This is a genomic window from Chryseobacterium sp. MYb264 (genome assembly GCF_035974275.1).
Classification (GTDB): Bacteria; Bacteroidota; Bacteroidia; order Flavobacteriales; family Weeksellaceae; genus Chryseobacterium.
Genome location: NZ_CP142422.1, coordinates 1,934,730 through 1,954,572 on the forward strand (window position 1 = coordinate 1,934,730; position 19,843 = coordinate 1,954,572).

The window sequence follows — 19,843 nt, forward strand, 5'->3', positions numbered from 1 at the left end:
ATTCTTACGTTTAGCTTTCAGGATAATTACTAAAAGTGTTTCCGTAAAAATACGGTTGTATAAAACAAAAACGCCCTGTAATACACCTACAAGACGTTTTTGTTTATATTAATGAATCAATTGGCGTTTAATAACAGATGAAAAATTCACTATTTACCATTGACTATTTACTTTTATAACGGGCTTACCAATTCTAAGAACCATTCTTTCACTTCTCCTTCCAGGAATGGTGCTATTTTCTCTTCACATGTTTTGTGATAAGCATTTAGCCAAGAAATTTCTTCTGTAGAAAGGATTTCTTTCACGATAGTATCTTTAAAGAACGGACAGAACGTCAACGTTTCAAACTCATAGAAAGTTCCGTGAATAGTTGTCTCAGATTCTTTTACAGCGATAAGATTTTCATGACGAATTCCGTAATCGCCTTCTAAATAGTAACCCGGCTCGTTGGAACAAACCATTCCCAATAAAAGCTCCTGCGGATTCATATCTTTTCTGATATTTTGAGGCCCTTCATGAACGTTCATAAAACTTCCCACACCGTGACCGGTTCCGTGGTTATAATCTTTACCTTCCATCCAAAGCGGTAATCTTGCAATTGCATCGAGCTGTACCCCTCTTGTTCCTTTAGGGAATTTCACCATCGATAAACGGATTAATCCCTGTAAAACCAATGTTGAATTTCTTTTAAAATCATCAGAAACAGCGCCTAAAGCCAACGTTCTTGTAATATCTGTTGTTCCTTCAAGATACTGACCTCCCGAATCCACCAGGATACTCGCATCATTCGTCACCTCCTTGCTGCCTTCCCTTTTCGCGGAATAGTGCATGATCGCACCATTATCTTTGTATCCGACAATGCTTCCGAAGCTTTCTCCCACAAAATTTTCACCTTCTGCACGGAAACCTCTCAGTTTTTCACCGATGGAATATTCATTCATGGTTTCTTTTCCGGCATTGTGAGTCAGCCAATACAGGAATTTAACCATTGCAACGCCATCTCTCACCATTACTTTTCTGAAACCTTCCAGCTCCGTTTCATTTTTCTGAGCTTTCATTAGATTTCCGGGAACCGCTGCTTTAATGAATTGATTATCAACTTTCAATGCTTCAAAAACAGACTGGTTCACATTCGGAGAAACCAAAACCGTCTGATTTCTGTATTCTCTTAAATGATTGTAGAATTCTTCATAAGGCATCATTTTCACAAAAGACTCATCCATTTGTTTTCTAGCCTCAACTTCCAGTTTTTCAAGATCTGTAAACAGAATCGCATCATTTTTAGTAATGATGATATATCCTAAAAATACAGGGTTGCTTTCAACATCGCTTCCTCTTAAATTCAGTGTCCATGCCACATCGTCCAGACTTGAAATGACATGAAACGTAGCTTCCTGCTCTTCCATTTTCTGACGGATCGCTGCAATTTTATCAACCACCGATTTTCCTGCTCTTTCCAAAGGATGTACGAAAATAGGATTTTTAGATGGCGTTCCCCTATCTGTCCAGATTTGCTTCAAAAGAGGATTATCTACCAGCGTAATATTTTTAGCGTTTAACTTCTGAGTTAACAGTTCCCAGTTAGCATGAGACGTTGCCAACGCATTCACTGCTACTTTTCCGTTAGCGGGAATTTCAGAAATAATCCAGTCGATATAGTTGGGTGTGCCTTCCATTCCGTCTTTGAAAAGATCGATTCCGGAACCAGCCAATTCAATCGGAGCCTGAGTAAAATATCTTCCGTCCGTCCAAAGTCCTGCCTTATCCTGGGTAACTACCACAAAACCTGCTGAACCCAGAAAACCCGACAACCATGCTCTTTCCTGCCATTCCTGCGGCAAATATTCACTCATGTGCGGATCTGCAGAATATACTATAAATGCATCAACATTATTTTTCTGCATTTCTTCACGAAGCGCAGCTACTTTTTCCTTTGAAGTCATTTTTCAATAATTTTTAAAGAGGTGAAGTTACGAATTTTTTGAGGCTCGAAAGAGAATTTCAGGAGTTTTTTAAACTCATAGTTAATAGGTTTTTAAGGCGACCCCCATTCTTTCTTTTTTAAGGAGAAGTTTTTTTGTTTTCAGTGTGAAACAAAGAAATTTTCTTTTTCAACGGTTTATTCTGAAACCCATTTTCATTCATCCAAAAAAAACTAAAAAATACGATCCTTAGCTTAAGCCTCCTCCACTCAGTTTTCAGATTTTATTTTATAAACTCATACAAAGCACTCCAGAATTTATCATACACCTCAATATGTGGAAGATGTCCTACATTTTCAATTTCAATAAGTGTTGAACCCGCTATTTGCTGTTGGGTTTTCTTTCCCAGCTCCTGGTACTGTCCCATTTTTGACTGTAATTCTTTTGGAGCTCTGTCTTTTCCTATGGCTGTTCGGTCTCTGGTTCCGATAATTAACAAAGTCGGAGTTTTAATATTTTTAAACTCATAACAAACCGGCTGATTGTAGATCATATCCGATGTTAATGCAGCATCCCAGGCTACTTTTGGGTAATCATTATGTAAAGTCCAGCCTGCAATTAAATCCAGCCACGGTTGATATTCTGCTTTCCATTGATTATCGTAGTAAAATTTTAACTGATAATTTTTATAGGTTTCCGCCGTATTTTTAAGTTCAGATTGATAGGCCTGATCAATAGTTTGATAGGCTGCAAACGTTTTGTAATCTTCTAAACCGATTGGATTTTCCAAAATTAATTTTTCAACCATATTCGGATAAAGCAGAGTAAATCTTGTAGCAACCATCCCTCCCATTGAATGACCTAATACAATCGTTTTATCAATTTTAAGTTCATCTAAAATCGTTTTTGTATTATCTGCCAATTGCGAAAATGAAAACTGATAACTCTGAGGTTTTGAAGATTTTCCAAATCCGATCTGATCCGGAATAATCACTCTGAATCCTTTATCTGAAAGATCTTTTGCCGTTCTTTCCCAATAGGCTCCATTAAAATTTTTCCCGTGAAGGAGTATAATCGTTTTTCCGTTTGACTTTTTTGGCTGAACATCCATATAAGCCATTTTTAAGTCATTATTTTGAGATTTTAGATTTAAAAAATGAACTTCATAGGGGTATTTATAGTTTGATAATTCAGCATCTAAAGGCTTTACCTGAGAAAGCATAAAGTTTGACGTAATCGATAGCATTAAAATTGCAACAGCATTCTTAAAATTTTTCATGAAAATTTAATTTACTATAAAAATAAAAAAACCGCTTCAAAAGAAACGGTTTGTATATATTAATTATCATTTATTTAAGATAACTCGACGACTTTTTCTTCTTTTTTCGGAAGATTCATTAAAACAATAGCAAAAAGAATTAAAGCAATTCCCAACCATTGAATCATGATTACTTTTTCACCTAATAAAACAAAAGCCATCGTCACAGAAACCGGAAGTTCTAATGAAGAAACGATACTTCCTAATCCCAAACCGGCATTTGGGAAACCGACATTAAATAAAATCGGAGGAATAATCGTTCCGAAAAGCGATAAAATCAAACCATATTTCCAAAGAATCGAATAATTAAAACTGTGAATATGTTCTGTATTTTCAGTAAAATTTAAGTAAAATGATCTTAACCCATCAAAATGTAGCGGTCCGATTTGCGCGAAAAATAAAAAGGCAAAAATAACAACAGAACCTCCGCAAAGCATGATCATACTTTTTCTGAAAACGGGTAAATGCGTTGCCAGTGTGTTGGAGGTAAACATCGTTAAGGTATACGAAGCCGCCGCTAACAATCCCCAAAAAAGACCTTTAAGATCTAGTTCGATTTCTGTATTAATCAGGTTTGTGGCTAAAATTGTTCCGAGTAAAACAATTACCACAGAAACTACTTTTCTTGCATTGGGTAATTTTTTAGTTAAAAAACTTTCAACCACTACGCTAAACCATACCGACTGCATCAACAACACGATAGCAATCGAAACGTTAATATATTGAACGGCGATATAATAAAACAAACTGGTACAACCCAACGATGTTCCCGCGAGCATTAAGTTTCTTACTTCTTTCCCGGTAGGTGATGCTAATTTTTGTTTTGAGGTAATGGTTTGAATGAAATTCAGAATTAAAAGTCCGACCAACCCTAATATGAACTGTGATGTGGTAACTTCTGATGTAGTGTAACCATCTTCATAAGCCAACTTTACAAAAGTAGCTAACATCCCATATATACTGGCTCCAATTCCTACAAATAAAACTCCTTTTAGTATATTTTTCTTCTTCATAATTTTTTTTGAACAGCCGGCAAAGGTACAATTTAAAAATCAAAAGAATAGAGAAGATGAATATGACAGATCAACGAAATCGGCGCAAACTCCGTTTGCGCCGATCCCGATTGCAGTATTTTAAAACTGATTATTTTTTAATGATCAATTTAGATGTCGCATCAAAGCCTAAGCCTTTTACTTTTACCATATACACTCCATTGTTTAATCTCTCCGTAGAAATAGCCGTTTTAGCATCCGGAGAAACTTTGTCTTCAGAAGCTACTAATTTCCCTGACATATCGTACACCTCAACATTCATCTTTCCGTTGGCTTTGCTTGGGAAATTGATGTAAAACTCGTTTTTGGCCGGGTTTGGATAAATTGAAACCGTATTTTTAACAGCGCTTACTTCGTTGGTAGCTAATGCAGCACAATCTGCAGGCAGATCGAAATTTTCTACCTGATCGTTAAGAGCAGCATTCACAGCAGCAGTGTTATTCACATTGGTCGGAGCTTTACTTCCAGCCGATGCATTGATTCCCAATCCTCTATTGGCGAAAACATTCCATATCATACAACGGTTTTGACCTCCGGTTTTTGCCTGGTCTGCGGCTATAATTGCATCTCTACCGTTTATGAAAGTAGGATTACATCCCTGAAGTTTTAATGCATCTACAACCAATTGTAAAACCTGAGCACTTCCACTATTTGCATTAGCGGTTACATCAGATGCATACCCATATTTTTCAACATATTTCCAGTTTAGATCCCAAAGCATTGTTGCCCAGATAAAGCCAATAGAATGCACATCCGGAACTTGTCTATTTACCTGAGGTCTACTATCAAAAAATGCCATACCATTTGTATCTCCGTAGGTAAAATCATTGATTGCAAAATTCGGAGAGTATTTGGCGGGACGGATACCGCCACCAGTAATAGGCTGATTAGCCGCATAGGTACCAGTACCCCTTGCAACAGAAGCGTTATCTCCTGGTTTATTCGTTAACATCAAAGCAAAGAAATCAGACCAACCTTCTCCCATCTGCTCGTTAGAAACGTTATAATTTAAACAGTTATATCCTGTACCCGTCATTCTGTTAGAAATACCATGCCCATATTCGTGCGTTACGATTCCGTTATCAAAACTTCCGTCTGGTGTAACACTTGTTGCCGGATCATTCTTCAGCGTAACATTTACGGTAGTGTTTGCTGTTAATTGACTTTTTATATATTCACCCTCTGAATTACCAATTAAAACAGCAGGAATAGTAACTGTTGAATCTGTTCCTGACATATTAATTACTGTATCCCCATTTACACTATTATTGTAAATGATAGTAGCAACAGCACCAGCATCCTGTAAGTTTTTAGTTTTAATTACAAAATCACAAGAACCTCTCTCTACTAAACCAATTTTACCTGTAAGAGACCCTGCAGGCAATGCGGTACAACCATTTAAAACAGAAGAAAGCTGGATATCACCGGTTACACCTGTTGCGGTAAGCGCAGATCCAAACACTGCTGTCCCTGCCGACGGAGTACGTGTAGTTGCAGCAGTGGGTGCATTATAGAAAAATACTCTATTTGCCGAAGACCATAAGTACATTTGCATTTTTGGATTATAGTTATCTTCAGGAGAAGCAAAGTTGGCATTATTCGTTCCGCCACCATCCTGAGCTTCAGCCAATACATAATCATCATCTAATCCACCTTTTCCAAAATTATTCTGTTGGAAGTTCTTTGCGGATTCTGTAAATCCGAATTGGTAGAATACATCATGAACTTTATTATTAAGGTAAAATAAATTCGTGATAGAAGCATTTAAGTTAGCTGCCGGACTACCCGTTATGGAAAATGGGAAATCAAAATTTCGTGAAGCACCACCATCAGCCGGAGTTCCCGCTATATAATCAGGATACGTCATAGAGATACCTGATAAATCTTCATAAGCAAAAACATTATTACCTCTGGTTATGGTATAATGTGTAGTTCCGTCAGAATGCCACCCTTCCGGTGACGCGGTTAGGTCCCAAGGATTTGAAATTATAGACCTTGAACCAAATGTAGCAGCTTCTAGCGGAAGTGGAAAAACATTATATGAAGCATTATCTGGTAATAATAAAGCCACATTCTGATTAGTAGATTGATTTACATTATTTTCTACACTAGCAAATTTATGTTCAGTTCCATCTGCATGAATATGAGATTGTGAATAATCGTGTGAATATACACCTCCTTGTTCAAACTCACAAAAAGTCGTTAGATTAGCTTTACTTATAATATCACCAGTATTGGCATCAACTACAATATTCCAATAGTTGGCAGATTTTGGCTCACTAAAAGAATATTCATAAGCTAATCTTAAATCACCATTTCCATTGTTTGCATATACAAGTCTTTGTTTTGCAGCATGGTTCTTATTTGCCGATTTTTCTAAAAACTTAATGATCGGTAAACTGGAAATTTCAGACTTTCCTAAATCCTCTGCAATCTTATCTAACGCAGAATTTTTAGAAATCGTAACATGGGTTGATGTAGCCTCATGATAATCTTTAACAAAATTATCCGTAAAATACACCACCTTATTGTCTTTAATAAGCGCTGTTGCTACAGAATTATAAACAGGGAGTCCATTATAAGTCTGCTGAATTTTTACCACATTACCATTTAATGATTTTGAAGGATCCACATTATCAACAATAAAATTATTGAGATCTGATCTCTTATATTCTCTTATTTTATTTTGAGAAATATAATCTTTTATTAATCTTTCATTATCTTGTCCAAAAAGAACAGTGGGAAACACTGCGAAAGCAGCAAAAAGAAGGGGTAGAGTTATCTTTTTCATTTTTATTATTAAAGACGCAAATTTACAAATCATTATCAATCAAAAATCATTTATGTTAATTTTTTATTAACCTACATCTATCTTTCTAGTTAAAAAAGACCAGCCCCAGTTTAAGAAATTAATTTTCCATGTCAATTTTCCCATGATCCTTCAGTAAATGATAATAAAAAAGGTATTTTAAGACAGGAGTTCTTTCTTATTTGTAAAAAAATACATTTTTAATGCAAATATTTTATGATTTTCCAATGATTTTCATAAAGCCATAGGTAAATGAATTTACTTCACAAAGCCTGAAAAAATGCTTTGTAAAATTATTTTTTTTTATTTTTTATGACACACGGGACTCTTTTATATATTTAAATTAAAACTTTACAAAGTACAGCATCTGAAAGAAGAATTTAAATATGCCTTTTTACTGTCACGAATACGGAAATCATAGTGTACAACCTGAGGATCGCACCAATGATAAGGATCAAGAGATTTGTTAAAACTTTTTTGTGGAATTATCGGATCAGTTTCAAAACTTGGGGAGAAATTGCTTACATGTATTTTTTGCCACGAATGCACTAATATTTTTTATTTGCCGTAGAAGATGCTTTTTTGTTGGTTTTTCGCAAAGTCGCAAAGATATTTTTAATGCCTGATGTTTTTAAGACGCAAGGATTTTATCTTTGATAAAATTGAGGGCTGCATATTGTGGCCACGAATGCCCGAATTTTTTTATTTCCCATAGATCGCACAAGTTTTACAGATGATACTGTCTTTGTTGGTTTTTCGCAAAGACGCAAAGATATTTTTTAATACTCTATGTTTTTAAGGCGCAAGGATTTTATCGAAGATAAAATTGATGGCTGCATACTATGGCCACGAATGCAAAAAATTTCAACTTACATTATATAAACTTTTTTGCCTGGTCCTCAACTTTTGTACTTGATCCCTTACAACTTCGAATTCTAAGGCATTTTAAATAAAAAAGCCACTCAAAAATGAGTGGCTCATATTTTAAAATGAAATGAAGGATTATTTACCTTCTTCCATTTTTCTTTTTAATTCAGCTAATGCATCGATATCTCCAAGAGTTGATCTCTCTTCATTGTTTGAAGAAGAAGACACATTTCTGGAAGAAGAGTCTTTCACATTTTTCTTCTCTTCGTCTCTGAAGATCCCTGTGTGAGAAACTACTACTCTCTTGAATTCTTTGTTGAATTCAATTACTTTAAATTGAGCTTCTTCACCTTTTTTGATTTTAGATCCGTCTTCCTTCTCTAATAATCTTGATGGGCAGAAAGCTTCAACTTCAGCATCTTCGAACTGTACAGAAGCACCTTTATCGTGTACTTCTACTGCTTTACCAGCGTGGATAGTTCCTTCAGCATATTTAGTTTCGAAAGCATCCCAAGGGTTGTCAGTCAATTGTTTGTGACCTAGAGATAATCTTCTAGCCTGGATGTCTAATTCAAGAACTACAACATCTAATTTATCACCTACTGCACAGAACTCAGACGGGTGCTTGATTTTCTTAGTCCAAGAAAGATCAGAGATGTAGATTAAACCGTCGATACCTTCTTCTAACTCAACGAATACACCGAAGTTAGTGAAGTTTCTTACCGTTCCTACATGCTTAGATCCTACAGGATACTTAGCCTCGATGTTCTCCCATGGATCTTTGCTTAATTGCTTGATACCAAGAGAAATTTTTCTTTCTTCTCTATCTAAAGTTAATACTTCAGCTTCTACTTCATCACCTACTTTCACAAAGTCACCAGCAGATCTCAAGTGAGTAGACCAAGACATTTCAGAAACGTGGATCAATCCTTCTACACCTGGAGCGATTTCTACGAATGCACCATAGTCAGCAAGAACTACTACTTTTCCTTTTACTTTATCTCCAACTTTCATGTCAGCAGAAAGAGCATCCCAAGGGTGAGCTTCTAATTGCTTCATACCCAACTGGATTCTTGTTTTCTCATCATCAAAGTCAAGGATAACCACTTTTACAGTCTGTCCGTCCTCAAGGATTTCAGATGGGTGGTTCACTCTAGACCAAGAAAGGTCTGTAATGTGGATCAATCCATCAACACCTCCAAGGTCGATGAATACACCGTAAGAAGTAATATTCTTAACAGTACCTTCAAGAACTTGTCCTTTTTCTAACTGAGCGATGATCTCTTTTTTCTGACCTTCGATATCTGCTTCGATCAATGCTTTGTGAGATACAACTACGTTTTTGAACTCAGGGTTGATTTTCACAACTTTGAACTCCATAGTTTTACCTACGAACTGATCGTAATCTTTAATTGGCTTAACATCAATTTGAGAACCAGGTAAGAATGCTTCGATTCCGTGTACGTCTACGATCATACCCCCTTTAGTTCTAGATTTAACAAAACCGTTAACGATTTCTCCAGTTTCGTGAAGTTCGTTTACTTTATCCCAAGCTTTAAGCGTTCTAGCTTTTCTGTGAGATAATTGTAACTGTCCTGTTTTGTCTTCTCTTCTGTCAACCATTACTTCAACCTCGTCACCTACGCTTAGGCCTTGGTTGTAACGGAATTCGTTAAGAGAAATTACACCTTCAGATTTGAAGTTGATGTCTACGATAGCTTCTTTGTCAGTTAATCTTACGACTCTACCAACCAAAACGTCGTTATCGTTTAGGCTGTTAAGAGATCCGTTATAGATTTCTTCTAAGTCGCTTTTTTCTTTTCTCGCATCTGCATCAAGACCTGATTCGAAAGAATCCCAATCAAATTGTTCTGGTGCTACGTTTTGGTTTAAAATAACCTCTGCTGAATTTGTCTCTTTTGACATTTTCTAATAAAATTTGTATTCCTTCTTTTTTAACGGTTTGAATAAATGTGGATTTAAAAAATACGGAAGTAATTAATTATAAGTAATTTACCCATCAAACCTTTTCGCCACAAAAGTGGGTGCAAAGATAGGGATTTTATTTGAGATAAACAATAATTATCACCATCTTCAAAACAAACACAAATTACTGAAAATCAAATATTAATCAGATCCAGTCCGTATTAATGATGTCGCACTGAGCCTTCGTAAGCACAAAATCCAGGTAACTACAGATGGTGTTGCAAACCAATGCCGTTTTACCCCTCGCCCCCCTAGCCCGGATTGCAGCGGCATCCTTTTTTGTTGCGGACGCAGCGAAGCGGAGACCGTAACAAAAAAGATACAGCGGAAAGCCGGAAATAGCTTCTAATATAGCTGTTGGTTGAGGGTTTTTTAGTTGATAGATTTTTTGCTTCATTTTAATTAAACTTTGAACATCTAACATTAAATTTAAAACCATCAACAAGCAACTAACAACCATCAACTAAATCCTTATCTTTGCAGCATGGAATTACAATCGATCTTCAATAAACTGCAGATTCAGGATATGAATCAGATGCAGAAATCTATATATAAAGCTTCTGAAAACAATACGGATATTGTGTTGCTCTCTCCTACCGGATCTGGGAAAACACTGGGTTTCCTGTTTCCTGTTCTTCGAAATCTGAAAAAAGAGGCTTCAGGAATTCAGGCATTGATTTTGGTTCCTGCAAGAGAACTGGCTTTGCAGATCGAGCAGGTTTTCAAATCGATGGGAACCGATTTTAAGGTTTCGGTATGTTATGGAGGTCACGATAAGAAGATTGAGGTCAATAATTTAATTGAAGCACCTGCGATTTTGATTGGAACGCCCGGAAGAGTGGTTTATCATTTAAGAAATAATAATTTCGACCCGAAAACGATTCAGACTTTAGTATTGGATGAGTTTGACAAAGCGTTGGAACTAGGCTTTCACGATGACATGGAATTTATTTCTAATTCAATGAAAGGTCTTTTTCAAAGAATTTTGACTTCGGCAACGGCAATGGAAGAAATTCCGGCTTTTACAGGGTTAAAAAATGAGAAAATGATTGACTTTCTGAAATTAGGTGAATCAAAACCTGATATTCAGTTGAGAAAAGTAATGACCATTTCTGAAGAAAAACTGGATACTTTGTTTCATTTGATCTGTAAAATCGGGAATAAAAGAACCTTGATTTTCTGTAATCACCGTGAAGCGGTAGACCGTATTTCTGAGCTTTTGCGTGAAAAAGGAATCGACCGTGAGACTTTCCACGGCGGAATGGAACAGGACGAAAGAGAACGCGCTTTACTGAAATTCAGAAATGATTCTGCGAGAATTTTAATCACGACTGATTTAGCATCAAGAGGTCTTGATGTTCCGGAAGTTGAATCTATTGTACATTATCAGTTGCCTTACAAAGAAGATGCTTTCATCCATAGAAACGGCCGTACGGCGAGGATGAATGCTAAAGGTTTCGCTTATTTAATTATGACTGCGGAAGAAAACTTTCCGTTTATAAAAAACGATACTACGGAGGAGAGTGTGGAAGGATTCAACAAAGTTCCGGGAAAAACACCTTTCCAGACCATTTATATCAGTGCCGGTAAAAAAGATAAGGTGAATAAAGTGGATATTGTAGGATATCTGCTTAAAAAAGGAGATCTTCAAAAAGAAGAACTTGGCCTGATAGAAGTAAAAGATACCACCTCTTATGTTGCGGTTGCCAGAAACCGGGTGAATGATGTCCTGAAAAGGCTCGCTCATGAAAAACTGAAAGGCAAGAAAGTAAAAATGGAGGTAGCTTATTAGTTTAACCACGAGTTGCACTAATTTTTTCACGGATAACAATGTAAAAATATCAATAGAAACGGGCTTTAGCCCGTTTTTTAATATCAAAAATTAATTGGCTTTAGCCAAAACTTAAATCAAGATAAATATTTGTGTTATTAGTGAAAAAATTAGTACAATTTGTGTTAAAAAAAATTATTTCACACCCTTCACTTTTGTCGGTAAAGTATACACCGATTTTGAAGCTGTGATGAATAAAGTTTCATTATTTTTTCCTCCGAAGGTTACATTGGAAGTCCATTCTTCTTCAATAGGAATGTGATAAATTTTCTTTCCGTCGCGGTTAAAAACATGAACGCCTTTTCCTGTTAAATATAAATTTCCGTGCTTATCCAATGTCATTCCATCTGAACCCATTTCACAGAAAAGTTTCTTCTCAGACAATTTTCCTTCGCCAAGAATCTCGTACACGTAAGTTTTTCCTGCATCAATATCAGAAACGTATAATTTTTTAAACTTTTCACTTCCTACGATTCCATTAGGCTGGGTAAAAGTTTCCAGTTTTGAAATTTGCCCTTCCTTACTTCTGTAATATAAACTTTTATTGGGAATTTCCTGCTTGAAATTAATCCAGTAATCTCTTTCGTATAAAGGATCTGTGAAATACATTCCTCCGAATTCGTCATTCCACACATCATTTGGGCCATTCAGTCTTTTGCCTTCAAAATCCTTCAATAAAACCTGAACTTTTTTATCTTTTGAGATCTTCCAGATTTCTCCGTTATCGTCTGAACAGGTAATTAAATTATCATCTTTATCGAAATGTGTTCCGTTGGCGCGACCCGTTTTATCTAAAAACTGAACAATTTTATTTGTTTTCCAGTCCCAATAATAAATTTTATCATTCGGCTGATCGGTGAAATACACATTCCCTTCTTTATCCGAAGACGGTCCTTCCGTAAAACTAAACTGATCCGAAACTTTTTCCGGTTTTACATCCTCATAAAACATAGTACTGCTATTTACTGATTTACAGTTGAGTAATACTAAAACCAAACCAACATAGCCTGTTTTCAAGATATTTTTCATTACGTACAATTTTAAGGAGCACAATTTACGATATGTAGCAACAGATTCAAAGATTATTTTCTCATTTTGAAACATTAAACTTAAATTTAAAAATGTCCGAATAATACCATTTAAGAAGTAGATAATATTAGTAATAAAATGATTTAATTAAGAGCTTTGCATAGAAAGAAAGCCCAATATCTTTCTTTAATGCAATTTAAAAAATGAGTATTTATTTCAATATAGAAAGTACTCATATTTCTATTTTATTATAAAATTCTAAGACGATGAGTATACCATCCGACAATTTTCCTGCCGCTGACATAGATTATGATGATTTCAGAAATTCGGTAGGAACAATGGATCAAACCGGAAAGAGAAAATGGGTTTTTCCCAGAAAACCAAAAGGAAAATACACCAATTACAGAGATTACACCAGTTATTTCCTATTGCTTTTATTTTTCGGGTTGCCTTTTGTGAAAATCAATCACAATCCTATTTTCCTTTTCAATGTGATTGATCGTCGATTTTTCATTTTCGGGCAGCCGTTTTATCTGCAGGATTTTTTCATTTTGGCCCTTGGTGCCGTGACTTCCGTGATCTTTGTGATGCTTTTTACGGTAGTTTTTGGAAGAATTTTTTGCGGTTGGCTTTGTCCGCAAACTATTTTCATGGAAAATGTATTCAGAAAAATTGAATATTGGATCGAAGGCGACCGAAATAAACAGATGAAGCTGGAGAGACAGGAGTGGAATTCAGAAAAAATCAGAAAGAGAGTCACAAAATGGATGGTTTTTGCTTTCATATCAGTCATCATTACCAATTTCATGTTCATGTATATCGTAGGATATGAAGATGTGTTGAAAATTATTACCGAAGGCCCCCTTGACCATTCTTTAAAATTCCTTGGAATGGTAGGGTTCGCAGTTACTTTCTACTTTGTATTTGCATGGCTCCGTGAGCAGGTGTGTACCTTGATTTGTCCTTACGGAAGACTTCAGGGCGTACTGATTGATAAGCAGACCATTAATGTATATTACGATTTCAAAAGAGGGGAAAACCGTTCAAAATGGAGAAATAACGAAGACCGAAAAGCTGCAGGAAAAGGCGACTGCATCGATTGTCATCAATGTGTAGTAGTTTGCCCAACGGGAATTGACATCAGAAACGGACAACAGCTGGAATGTGTAAACTGTACCGCCTGCATTGATGCCTGTGACGATGTAATGGAAAAAGTAGGCCTTCCAAAAGGATTGATTCGATACGCCACAGAAGCGGAAATTGAAAATCAGGAGAAGTTCAAATTCACTTCGAGAATGAAAGTGACTGCTGTTTTTCTTACTTTCCTGATTGGGTTTTTAGGATTTCTGATGTACGACCGCGGTTCTATGGAGGCAAAATTCATTAAACCTGCCGGATCAACATTTTTTGTAAAAGATGGCAAGATCACCAATACTTTTATCTATACTTTCCTTAATAAAACCAGTGAGAAAAAAATCTTAACCATTAAAATTCTGAGTCCTAAAAATGGGGAAATTAATTTCTTCGGCTCCAGTAAAATTGTTTTAAAGGAAGATCAGATCCTGAAAGGAAACATCAATATTACCTTCCCCGAAGAAGAAATAAAATTATCCAAACAAAATCTGCTGATCGGTGTATTTGACGAAAAAGGAAAAATGGTAACTTCTTTTGAAACGACGTTTGAAGGACCTTTTAAGTTGCTACTGTGATGGGTTGGAGTGTTTGAGAGTTTGAGAGTTTGAGAGTTGGAGGGTTGGAGGGTTTTAGAGTTTAAGAAGATTGAACTAAAAACCATCAACCATCAACCATCAACCATCAACCATCAACCAAAAACTAATAACTAATAACTAATAACTACAAACCATTAAGCCTTGTATTTCTTAATAAATTGCGTGGGAGTCATTCCGGAAGTCTTTCGGAATACTCTCACAAAATAAGAATATTCTTCATATCCCAGCCGGAACGCGATTTCTACCAGACTTTCATCAAGATACATCAACATTCTTTTGGCCTCCAGCACTACCCTTTCTGTGATGACGTCTGTGGCGGTCTTTTGAACAACGGTTTGGGTAATCCTGTTCAAATGTTTTGATGAGATATTCATTAATGAAGCATAAAATGTAATGCTTTTCTCTTTGGTAAAATGCTGCTCTACCAACGTTTCAAAATCCTGATAATGTTTAAAATAAGAAAGACTCGCGGACGAAGCCAGATTATCAAAATCTCTTGAAAACTGTCGGGTAGATTTAATAAAAATCTGAGACATCAATGAGAGCATCAGTCCGTTTTTCATCACGTCCTGACCGTGATATTCTTTTTCAAGTTCTAAAAATAAATTTAGATTTTCGCTTAATTCAGTTTCATTTAGCTGAAGTTTTCTGGGGAAATTGACTGATCCGAAAAAAGGAAAATTTCTGAGCTTCTGATTCACATAATGCAGTTCATAAAAATCCTGAAGACAGAAGAAAAGATAGCCTTCAATATCATGAGATAGATCCCAACTGTGAATTTGCCCCGGTGACATATAAAACAGACTTCCGGGTTCTACCGTATATTTTTGGAAATCGATTTCATGAACTCCGCTTCCTTTTGTAAATAAAATAGTAGCGTAAAAGTCGTGTCGATGGGCTTTTTCGAGATGGCGATGACCAACGATCAAATGATTCTGAACCGTACTGAAATAAAAATCAGAAGTATTTTTTCCCTTCTGAAACAAGTCTATATGAAGTACCGAAATAGAATCCAACGCAGTTATTATTTTATATCAAATGTAATGAAAGAAATTCAGACATAAAAATAGGGATTAGCATTCACTAACCCCTAAATTTTATATTAAGAGCCTGTTTAAAATTTTACCGTTTTATTTATTATCATTAATGAAGTTGATCTTTGCTCAATTTTGATGCTCTTTTGAGCGTATTTTTCACTTCCTATTTTTGATTTAGCCCGCTAAATCTGCAAACACGAAGCAAAAAATCCATCTCAAAATAGCTATAAAAATTTTTGGCAATAAAATTTAAACAGCCTCTAAAAGAAGATTACTTAATGATTAATTTTTGACTGTAATTTCCTTTTGCTGAATTGACATTGATGATGTAAACTCCTTTCGGAACATTTAAATTAAATTCCTGCGTGGTATCACTTTCACTTTGGTATGATGAAGAATGAATCAATCTGCCGCTTGCATCGAATAATGTCACCTTATGTTCACCCGGTAAATTTCTGGATTTGATAAAGAAGTTCCCGTTACTTGGGTTTGGATAAATTTTAATATCATCCCCTAGATTTGACGCCAGATCCTTCACTCCCAACACCTGAGTATTTCTTGTACAAACCTCCAATGACCATGAATTGATGGTTCCTGTATCATTAGGGTAATTATCAGAGGCAAAAAGCTTCCATGTACCCTGCGCAGGATGTCCTTTGAACAGCTCTAAAGGTTCGTAAGATTTTGTTTCTCCCTGAACCGGAGATGTACACGCCACCGCATTTCCTGTATCACTAAAGGCTGCTGTAATCCCGGAAAATGCACTGGTACCACAGCTTCTGTTCCAGATTAAGGCAGAAGAACCATTCGGGCTTTCGATACCGACTGCCAAATCGCTCACATAAGTATGGGCAATATTCGGAGTTACTTTAATTTTGGTTACAATTCCAGAATTATTGACAAGAAGCGGAGCCTCCACTCTCGGAGAAGAAATTCCTGAACCACCAGGTCCATCGGTAATCGCTACAGGAGTTCCTGTGTAGTTATAAGTATTACAAGTTTCTCCGGATGATGTATATCCAATGACAAAACTCGGACTTACTGCATAGTAAATATTACCAACGGCTTCTACCAAAATATAAGCGTTTGCCGAATTGGAATTCGCAGGAATAGTCACTGTTTCTGTTCCGTCGTTAGCGGTATTGGCTGCTAAAGTGGTAAAGGTATTTCCACCATCCGTAGAAAGCTTAATATTAACATTGGCCGTACTGACGGGTGCCTGTGTCGTGTTTGCCACATTCCAGGTAACTGTCAAAGAAGAACCGGAAGCTGACGACTGCCCAAAAGCAGGTGCTGTTACCTGAAAAGGTCCGTTTGCTGCATCAACGGTAACAATGGTTGAAGCCTGCCCCACCTGTGGAGCCACAGGATCATTATTTCTAACCGACATATTGAAATTAAGATTTCTTGCCACGCTTGAAACAGATTCCCATCTTGTCGTTAAAACACCTGCCAGTACTTTTCTGAAATCAGGAAAATATCTTGCAGGAGTAGTTACAGGCGGCATAGATCTGAAATTCGGACCCGATGCCTTCGTTAAAAACGCGTATGAATTGGCTCCTATCTGGGCAGAATTTGCCAAGTCTGTTTCCTCAACTGCATACGTGTAAGCAGAAGAGTTGGCGTCTGTGGTAGTTCCTCTGATCACGAATGCCGTAGAATGAGGAATCGTATAACTCGCCCCCACAGAAATACTCGGCGCCGGATTGGCAAATGGCGTATTGACACCACATGTGATGCTGTTAATTTTATTTTTAATCTGATTGATACTGTTGATATGGTAATAATCATTAGAATTAAACTGAACATCTAAATTACCACCAACAATACCCGTATATGCCATAATCGTACTTCCACTACCCGGCTCCACCGTTTGATCCGCCTGAGTTGTACTATATGTATACGTATGCCCTGCTCCAAGCTGATGTCCCATTTCGTGAGCCACATAATCGATGTCAAACTTACTTCCTTCAGGGAAATTATGTGCCGTCCAGCCTCTTGCTTTTTGATTCGTGGTACAAATAACCCCTACTCCCGCTGCGCCATTTGCATTTTCTTTATCCAGTAAATGCCCCATATCATAGTCTTCATTCGCAACAAGTGATGCAATACCATTTTGTGCGGCTGTCGGACTTCCGGAAGCATATGGATCATTTGAAGCATCATAGAAAATGATTGATTCAATATTGGTAATTAAATTGAAATGGAGAGACAGGTCTTTTTCAAACACACCATTCAGGCGGGTTAAACTCGTATTTAGTGCTGCTAAAACAGCCGCTTTTTTCTGTGCATCTGTTGCTGTTGAAGGGATATTCGCCGCTTCCAGCTGATAAGTACCATATTCACCAGTACATGACAATGCTAATCTGAAAACATTATAACCTGCCGCTTTTTTGCTCGTATTTTTTTCTACATTTTTAACTGCTTCGTCGATTGTAGAACATACAAAAGGCTCATCGCTATGACCATTTTTAGCTTTAGAATCAAAAACAGCATACACGCTTCTATCCTGAGTATAAGGTTCAATATACTCCGAAATTCCGGAACGGGTAATCATCGAAGAAAACCCAATGGGAGATATACTGAATCTTAAATATGCCTCAGGATGATCAATTCCAGAGCCTACATACGATCTGATGTCGGGATATTTGGCCTGAAGTTCAGGTGACATATTGGAAAATTCCCAAACCTGAAATTTTTCGATATTCCCTTCAGCATTGGGCAATGAAATAGTGATTCCTTTTCCATTAGCCAAACGGGAAGACGCATTTTTCAGCTGCTGCGCCAACTGATGAGTATCCAAAGAATACAATCCTGAAAATTCCAGTTTTTCCTGAGATGGTTTTACTTTCTGAGATCTAAGCTCTGTCCGCGACCACTGAGAATGTCCTAAAAAAGGACATGCCAATGCAAGAATAAATAAGTAATGCTTCATATTATATAGTTTTGATATGTGATTTCCTGTGAATACACGTCTTCATTTTCCCGCTGCTAAGCTTTACCAAAATAATAAAGATTTATGATATTTTAATAATTTATTCAAATTAAATCTATCTAAAATTGAATAAAATCAAATCTACTTTATTGAATTTCGCCTCACAAATAGAAGAATAATAAGCACTGAACCTTTATATTCAGGGAATAAATCATTATAATCGCAGATGTATAGTTGCCTTAAAACTTAAAAAAGTTTTATCTTTGAACTTTAGGATTTTAAAAATGAAGATAAATTTACCTGATAAATTATATTATTCTATAGGAGAAGTTGCCAAAGCATTCAATGTAAACACTTCATTAATAAGATATTGGGAACAAGAATTCCCGATCATTAAGCCTAAAAAAAATAAAAAAGGCAACCGGTATTTTACTCCCGAAGACATTAAGAATCTTCAAATAATTTATCATTTGGTAAAAGAAAAGGGCTATACACTGGATGGAGCCCGTATCGCATTGACTACCAACAGTAAAATATCTGAAACCATCACATTAATTGATCGCCTGGAATTTGTAAAAGCGGAATTGCTAAAGCTTAAAGATTCCTTGACAGATACGGAGTAAGCAATGCCATATGCAGACAAGCGCTGTTTAAACAGTTGTATATTTTACAGTTCTACACTCAAAACTATGGAAATTAATACAACTCTTTTCTAAAGCCCTTCTGTATTTCCTTACAAGCTCAACAGAACTATACCAACTCAGATAGCAGAACAAATTTTACAACATATTGCAAATATAAAAAATAATGAGAAAAACTAAATTTATTTTATTTTTAGTTACTTGTCTTATTGTGAATGCTCAGGAAACCAAGGACTCTATTGTACATATAAGCAGCAGTTTTTTAGATGATAAAGGAGTTATAATCAAAGAAAAAATAGCAGACCGAATTTTAAATAAAGAGCAAGCTGCTTTAATTAAAGAAGACAAAGTAAAATATATAAATAGACATTTTTATATTAATGAGATTCTCGAAAAAAGTTTAATTGAAGATAATAGTAAAGGAATATTTATAATTATTCCTTCGGCTAGTCATTCCTCATACTATTTATTATTATTGGATAATAAAGTTAAAGTCCTTAATTTTAAAGATATTACTAAAATAATATCTGCAGTTTTATCTTACTTCAATAGAACAAATTTTTCAGAAGAATTAAAATACAAATATCTTATAGAAATTTTAAAATTTTATAACATTAGCAACAAAGCCACTCAATAAGCCCCTTTTCTATTACACTATCCTCAGCTAGCGCGAGCGTCTCGCTCGT

12 protein-coding genes are annotated in these 19,843 nt (G+C 36.1%); 4 read left to right on the top strand and 8 right to left on the bottom strand.

Annotated elements, in window-relative coordinates; translation table 11 throughout:
- Positions 1-173: 173 nt before the first annotated feature.
- The 5 genes from VUJ46_RS08270 to rpsA all read right to left on the bottom strand — a co-directional run bounded on the left by VUJ46_RS08270 (position 174) and on the right by rpsA (position 9,894).
- Positions 174-1,943 carry an aminopeptidase P family protein gene (locus VUJ46_RS08270; protein ID WP_326984515.1) on the bottom strand — a complete coding sequence of 590 codons (1,770 nt, stop codon included), beginning with the start codon at positions 1,941-1,943 and terminating at the stop codon, positions 174-176.
- Positions 1,944-2,205: 262 nt separating this feature from the next.
- A complete protein-coding gene (locus tag VUJ46_RS08275; protein WP_326984516.1) occupies positions 2,206-3,201 on the bottom strand; it encodes an alpha/beta fold hydrolase in 996 nt (331 codons plus the stop codon).
- A 74-nt stretch (positions 3,202-3,275) separates the two neighbouring features.
- Positions 3,276-4,253, bottom strand: a complete 978-nt coding sequence (locus VUJ46_RS08280) for an EamA family transporter (RefSeq protein ID WP_326984517.1) — start codon at positions 4,251-4,253, stop codon at positions 3,276-3,278.
- 130 nt (positions 4,254-4,383) lie between these two features.
- Entirely contained in the window at positions 4,384-7,083 is a 2,700-nt protein-coding gene (locus VUJ46_RS08285) for a T9SS-dependent M36 family metallopeptidase (RefSeq protein ID WP_326984518.1), read from the bottom strand.
- Positions 7,084-8,103: 1,020 nt separating this feature from the next.
- Positions 8,104-9,894 carry a 30S ribosomal protein S1 gene (gene rpsA / locus VUJ46_RS08290; protein WP_326984519.1) on the bottom strand — a complete coding sequence of 597 codons (1,791 nt, stop codon included), beginning with the start codon at positions 9,892-9,894 and terminating at the stop codon, positions 8,104-8,106.
- A 544-nt stretch (positions 9,895-10,438) separates the two neighbouring features.
- Between rpsA and VUJ46_RS08295 the strand changes: the two genes are divergently transcribed.
- On the top strand, positions 10,439-11,746 hold the full coding sequence (locus VUJ46_RS08295; protein ID WP_326984520.1) for a DEAD/DEAH box helicase: 1,308 nt from the start codon (positions 10,439-10,441) through the stop codon (positions 11,744-11,746).
- 174 nt (positions 11,747-11,920) lie between these two features.
- On the opposite strand, the gene VUJ46_RS08300 is transcribed toward VUJ46_RS08295, so the two are convergent.
- Positions 11,921-12,814, bottom strand: coding sequence for an SMP-30/gluconolactonase/LRE family protein (locus tag VUJ46_RS08300; protein WP_326984521.1), 894 nt, complete (start codon positions 12,812-12,814; stop codon positions 11,921-11,923).
- A gap of 266 nt (positions 12,815-13,080) precedes the next feature.
- Here VUJ46_RS08300 and ccoG point away from each other — a divergent pair, with 266 nt between their 5' ends.
- On the top strand, positions 13,081-14,523 hold the full coding sequence (gene ccoG, locus VUJ46_RS08305; RefSeq protein WP_326984522.1) for a cytochrome c oxidase accessory protein CcoG: 1,443 nt from the start codon (positions 13,081-13,083) through the stop codon (positions 14,521-14,523).
- 155 nt (positions 14,524-14,678) lie between these two features.
- On the opposite strand, the gene VUJ46_RS08310 is transcribed toward ccoG, so the two are convergent.
- The gene (locus VUJ46_RS08310; protein ID WP_326984523.1) at positions 14,679-15,560 is read right to left on the bottom strand and encodes an AraC family transcriptional regulator; all 882 of its coding nucleotides are present in this window, start codon (positions 15,558-15,560) and stop codon (positions 14,679-14,681) included.
- A 292-nt stretch (positions 15,561-15,852) separates the two neighbouring features.
- Positions 15,853-18,516, bottom strand: a complete 2,664-nt coding sequence (locus tag VUJ46_RS08315; protein ID WP_326984524.1) for a reprolysin-like metallopeptidase — start codon at positions 18,514-18,516, stop codon at positions 15,853-15,855.
- Between the two features lie 284 nt (positions 18,517-18,800).
- Here VUJ46_RS08315 and VUJ46_RS08320 point away from each other — a divergent pair, with 284 nt between their 5' ends.
- Together VUJ46_RS08320 and VUJ46_RS08325 are read left to right on the top strand one after the other, a co-directional pair.
- Positions 18,801-19,139 carry a MerR family transcriptional regulator gene (locus VUJ46_RS08320; protein WP_326984525.1) on the top strand — a complete coding sequence of 113 codons (339 nt, stop codon included), beginning with the start codon at positions 18,801-18,803 and terminating at the stop codon, positions 19,137-19,139.
- 184 nt (positions 19,140-19,323) lie between these two features.
- A complete protein-coding gene (locus tag VUJ46_RS08325) occupies positions 19,324-19,794 on the top strand; it encodes a hypothetical protein (protein ID WP_326984526.1) in 471 nt (156 codons plus the stop codon).
- Positions 19,795-19,843 lie beyond the last annotated feature (49 nt).

What these genes read in the sequence shown, in the direction of transcription:
- VUJ46_RS08295 (WP_326984520.1), top strand. Translation starts at nt 10,439, where the DNA reads ATGGAATTACAATCGATCTTCAATAAACTGCAGATTCAGGATATGAAT.
- VUJ46_RS08270 (WP_326984515.1), bottom strand. Translation starts at nt 1,943, where the DNA reads ATGACTTCAAAGGAAAAAGTAGCTGCGCTTCGTGAAGAAATGCAGAAA.
- VUJ46_RS08285 (WP_326984518.1), bottom strand. Translation starts at nt 7,083, where the DNA reads ATGAAAAAGATAACTCTACCCCTTCTTTTTGCTGCTTTCGCAGTGTTT.
- rpsA (WP_326984519.1), bottom strand. Translation starts at nt 9,894, where the DNA reads ATGTCAAAAGAGACAAATTCAGCAGAGGTTATTTTAAACCAAAACGTA.
- VUJ46_RS08300 (WP_326984521.1), bottom strand. Translation starts at nt 12,814, where the DNA reads ATGAAAAATATCTTGAAAACAGGCTATGTTGGTTTGGTTTTAGTATTA.
- ccoG (WP_326984522.1), top strand. Translation starts at nt 13,081, where the DNA reads ATGAGTATACCATCCGACAATTTTCCTGCCGCTGACATAGATTATGAT.
- VUJ46_RS08320 (WP_326984525.1), top strand. Translation starts at nt 18,801, where the DNA reads ATGAAGATAAATTTACCTGATAAATTATATTATTCTATAGGAGAAGTT.
- VUJ46_RS08325 (WP_326984526.1), top strand. Translation starts at nt 19,324, where the DNA reads ATGAGAAAAACTAAATTTATTTTATTTTTAGTTACTTGTCTTATTGTG.
- VUJ46_RS08280 (WP_326984517.1), bottom strand. Translation starts at nt 4,253, where the DNA reads ATGAAGAAGAAAAATATACTAAAAGGAGTTTTATTTGTAGGAATTGGA.
- VUJ46_RS08315 (WP_326984524.1), bottom strand. Translation starts at nt 18,516, where the DNA reads ATGAAGCATTACTTATTTATTCTTGCATTGGCATGTCCTTTTTTAGGA.
- VUJ46_RS08275 (WP_326984516.1), bottom strand. Translation starts at nt 3,201, where the DNA reads ATGAAAAATTTTAAGAATGCTGTTGCAATTTTAATGCTATCGATTACG.